A 3,463-nucleotide genomic window follows, 5' to 3' on the forward strand; every position below is an offset into this window, starting at 1 on the left:
CAGACAGGAGCAAAGCATGCGTCAGCAATTCGTCGCAGGAAACTGGAAAATGCATGGCAGTCTGGCGAGCAATGCCGCGCTGCTGGCCGAGGTTCTTGCCGGCGTGGGAGCCGCGCGTTGTGAGGTGGCGATCTGCGTGCCCTATCCCTATCTCTCTCAAGTGCAACAACTGCTGCAGACCAGCCAGGTTGCGCTGGGGGCGCAGGATTGTTCGGTACATCAGAGCGGCGCACACACCGGCGAAGTAGCCGTGAGCATGCTGCAGGATTTTGGCTGCCGCTATGTCATCGTCGGCCACTCCGAGCGCCGCGCCGATCATCATGAATCCGATGTGCTCGTCGCGGCCAAGGCAGAGCGTGCGCTCGAAGCGGGCATGACGCCCATCGTCTGCGTGGGAGAAACACTGGCTGAGCGTGAGTCGGGGCTGACCCGCGCCGTGGTGCTGCGTCAGTTGCTGGCGGTCACCCATCTTCTGCGAGAGCAGACATCGCGCATCATCATCGCTTACGAACCCGTCTGGGCGATCGGCACTGGCCTCACGGCGACCCCGGAGCAGGCGCAAGAAGTGCACGCTGTGCTGCGGGAGCATCTGCGCACGGTGAGTGAGGCCGCTGCGGGTGTGCGGATTCTGTACGGCGGCAGTGTGAAGCCCGACAATGCGGCGGTGCTGTTTTCGCAGGCCGACATCGATGGCGGCCTCATCGGTGGGGCGTCGCTCAAGGCGGCTGATTTTCTGGCGATCACCGCGGCAGCGCGCTAAGACTGATTGATTCGCAGGTTCGTCCTGCTTTGTGAAGTGAAGTTGTAAATCGCGCCTGGCGCGGATGAGTGCACAAATGCAAATTCTTTTGACCTTGACTCTGGTGGTGCAGATCCTGTCTGCGCTGGTGATGATCGTTCTGGTGTTGATGCAGCATGGCAAAGGGGCCGATATGGGCGCTTCTTTCGGCTCTGGTGCGTCGGGCAGCCTGTTCGGGGCAACCGGTTCGGCGAATTTTTTGAGCCGGAGCACGGCGGTTGCCGCCACGCTGTTTTTCGTCACCACGCTGATGATGGCCTATTTCGGCAACCGCGCCAATTCCGGCGATGGCGGACTGATGGAAAAACTCGCTGCGCCCGCGCCCGTGGCATCAGTTGTGGCACCCACGAAACCGGCGGGTCCGATTAGCGAAATTCCTGGGGTGCCGAGCGCGGTGAGCAAGGCTTCGCAAGCCACCTCGCAGCCTAAGACGGCCGCCTCTGCGGCGTCCGCGAGCCAGTAAATTCGCGTGTCATGCGCCATCGGCCATCAACGATGGTGCATTGCAGCAAACACAGGCTCTGCGACTTGTCAATCTGATCTGTAGTTGAGCATTGCGTTAGAGCAATATCCGACTGTTGCGTGTTGCTTCGCTGCATTGGAAGCATGTAAGATTCTTTTGTTTTGCAAATCCGGCAACAAACAAGATGCGGGGTGGTAAGGGTAAGGTAAGCGCGCCTTGTGAAGCGCCTAGTGTTACCGCGGCTGCCGCGCTGAAGATAGGCCGCACAACGGCGATGATCCTCATGATCGCCGTGGACTGTCCCTAAAGAGTTTTGTTGCGCTGGGCCACTTTCGCCGTGCAGGTCAAGCGGTGGTGTTCAGGTGGTATCCGGTTTTGAGCCGACGTGGTGGAATTGGTAGACACGCTATCTTGAGGGGGTAGTGGCGAAAGCTGTGCGAGTTCGAGTCTCGCCGTCGGCACCAAAAGATTGAAGGGCTGGGTTTCAACCCGAGCCACATAACAACAGGAGATGGAGTGCGATGAACCTTGAGCAGTATCTGCCGGTGTTGTTGTTCATCCTGGTGGGCATTGGTGTGGGCGTGGTGCCCCAACTGCTCGGTTACCTGATCGCTCCGCGTCACCCCGACGCCGAGAAAAACTCTCCGTATGAGTGCGGCTTCGAGGCGTTTGAAGACGCACGGATGAAGTTCGACGTGCGCTACTACCTCGTCGCCATTCTGTTCATCCTGTTCGACCTTGAAATCGCATTCCTGTTTCCCTGGGCTGTCGCTCTGAAAGACATTGGCCAGATTGGTTTCTGGGCGATGATGATTTTTCTCGCCATCCTCACGATAGGCTTCATCTACGAATGGAAAAAGGGAGCGCTTGATTGGGAATGAGCCCACCCCGAAAACCTTCGCTTCGCTCAGTTCTCCCCTCAGGGGGCAAGAAACTCTTGGGGCGGCCCGGCGAGGTTTTTGACGAGGCCCACATCGTGAACCACGTGAACTACTGCGCTACGGTGCTGGTCTGAATCAGTGAGGAGGAAAGCATCATGAGCATCGAAGGCGTCTTGCAAGAAGGTTTCATCACCACGTCCGCCGACAAACTGATCAACTGGACGCGCACCGGCTCGCTCTGGCCCATGACTTTCGGTCTGGCCTGCTGCGCGGTGGAAATGATGCATGCGGGCGCTGCCCGCTATGACCTGGACCGGTTTGGCATCGTGTTTCGACCCAGCCCGCGTCAGTCCGACTTGATGATTGTGGCCGGCACGCTGTGCAACAAAATGGCGCCCGCGCTGCGCAAGGTCTACGACCAGATGGCCGAACCGCGCTGGGTGCTCTCCATGGGCTCTTGCGCCAACGGCGGCGGCTATTACCACTACTCCTACTCGGTGGTGCGTGGGTGTGACCGCATCGTGCCGGTGGATGTGTATGTGCCGGGCTGCCCGCCGACGGCCGAAGCGCTGCTTTACGGGCTGATCCAGCTGCAGAACAAGATCCGCAGAACCGAAACGATCGCGCGCTGAACTGCTTTCAAAATCGCGCCCTCATCCACTTCGCAAATCGATGCCATGACCAGCAAGCTCGAACAACTCGACACCGCGCTGCGCGCCGCATTGGGCGAGCGCATTGTGGCCTTGCAGGCCAGCGTGGGCGAACTCACCCTGGACGTTGCTCCGGCACATTACCGCGACGTTTGTCTGGTTCTGCGCGATGACGCCGAACTGCATTTCGAGCAACTCATCGATCTTTGCGGCGTCGATTACGCGCAATATGGCAATGCCGTGCGCGACGAGGCCGGCCGCTTCATGGTGGTCGTGCACTTGTTATCGCTGCAGCACAACTGGCGATTGCGCGTGCGGGTGCGCTGTGCCGACGATGATCTGCCGCTGGTGGCCTCGATCAATGATCTCTGGAACTCGGCCAACTGGTTCGAGCGCGAGGCCTTCGATCTCTACGGCATCATTTTTGAGGGCCACCCGGATTTGCGCCGCATCCTCACCGATTACGGTTTCATCGGCCATCCCTTCCGCAAAGACTTCCCGCTTTCCGGCACGGTGGAAATGCGCTACGACCCCGACAGCAAGCGCGTGATTTACCAACCGGTCACCATAGAACCCCGCGAGATCACGCCGCGTGTCATCCGCGAGACGGGCTATGGGGGTCTGGGCGGTGTCAGTCGCGCAGGTCTGGGGAGCTGAGCTTGGGGCACTG

General features: G+C 59.7%; 5 protein-coding genes and 1 tRNA gene. All 6 read left to right on the forward strand.

What is annotated here, in order from left to right; all coding sequences use genetic code 11:
- Positions 1 to 16: 16 nt before the first annotated feature.
- The 6 genes from tpiA (at position 17) to AC2VLV_RS02050 (ending at position 3,450) form a co-directional block, all read left to right on the forward strand.
- Positions 17 to 760 carry a triose-phosphate isomerase gene (gene tpiA, locus AC2VLV_RS02025; RefSeq protein ID WP_486988417.1) on the forward strand — a complete coding sequence of 248 codons (744 nt, stop codon included), beginning with the start codon at positions 17 to 19 and terminating at the stop codon, positions 758 to 760.
- Between the two features lie 76 nt (positions 761 to 836).
- Entirely contained in the window at positions 837 to 1,262 is a 426-nt protein-coding gene (gene secG / locus AC2VLV_RS02030) for a preprotein translocase subunit SecG (RefSeq protein ID WP_486988418.1), read from the forward strand.
- 379 nt (positions 1,263 to 1,641) lie between these two features.
- Positions 1,642 to 1,726 (forward strand) — tRNA-Leu (locus AC2VLV_RS02035).
- 57 nt (positions 1,727 to 1,783) lie between these two features.
- Positions 1,784 to 2,143 (forward strand): NADH-quinone oxidoreductase subunit A, encoded by a 360-nt coding sequence (locus AC2VLV_RS02040; RefSeq protein WP_013106541.1) that lies wholly within the window; start codon positions 1,784 to 1,786, stop codon positions 2,141 to 2,143.
- Positions 2,144 to 2,298: 155 nt separating this feature from the next.
- Positions 2,299 to 2,775: a NuoB/complex I 20 kDa subunit family protein gene (locus AC2VLV_RS02045; protein WP_013106540.1), complete on the forward strand. Its 477-nt coding sequence runs from the start codon at positions 2,299 to 2,301 to the stop codon at positions 2,773 to 2,775.
- Between the two features lie 45 nt (positions 2,776 to 2,820).
- Positions 2,821 to 3,450 carry an NADH-quinone oxidoreductase subunit C gene (locus tag AC2VLV_RS02050; protein ID WP_486988419.1) on the forward strand — a complete coding sequence of 210 codons (630 nt, stop codon included), beginning with the start codon at positions 2,821 to 2,823 and terminating at the stop codon, positions 3,448 to 3,450.
- Positions 3,451 to 3,463: the final 13 nt, after the last annotated feature.

It is taken from the genome of Thiomonas sp. TH-17, assembly GCF_057473305.1.

Bases quoted from the DNA above. Each gene is read 5' to 3' on its own strand.
- tpiA (WP_486988417.1), top strand. From the start codon at position 17: ATGCGTCAGCAATTCGTCGCAGGAAACTGGAAAATGCATGGCAGTCTG.
- AC2VLV_RS02040 (WP_013106541.1), top strand. From the start codon at position 1,784: ATGAACCTTGAGCAGTATCTGCCGGTGTTGTTGTTCATCCTGGTGGGC.
- AC2VLV_RS02045 (WP_013106540.1), top strand. From the start codon at position 2,299: ATGAGCATCGAAGGCGTCTTGCAAGAAGGTTTCATCACCACGTCCGCC.
- secG (WP_486988418.1), top strand. From the start codon at position 837: ATGCAAATTCTTTTGACCTTGACTCTGGTGGTGCAGATCCTGTCTGCG.
- AC2VLV_RS02050 (WP_486988419.1), top strand. From the start codon at position 2,821: ATGACCAGCAAGCTCGAACAACTCGACACCGCGCTGCGCGCCGCATTG.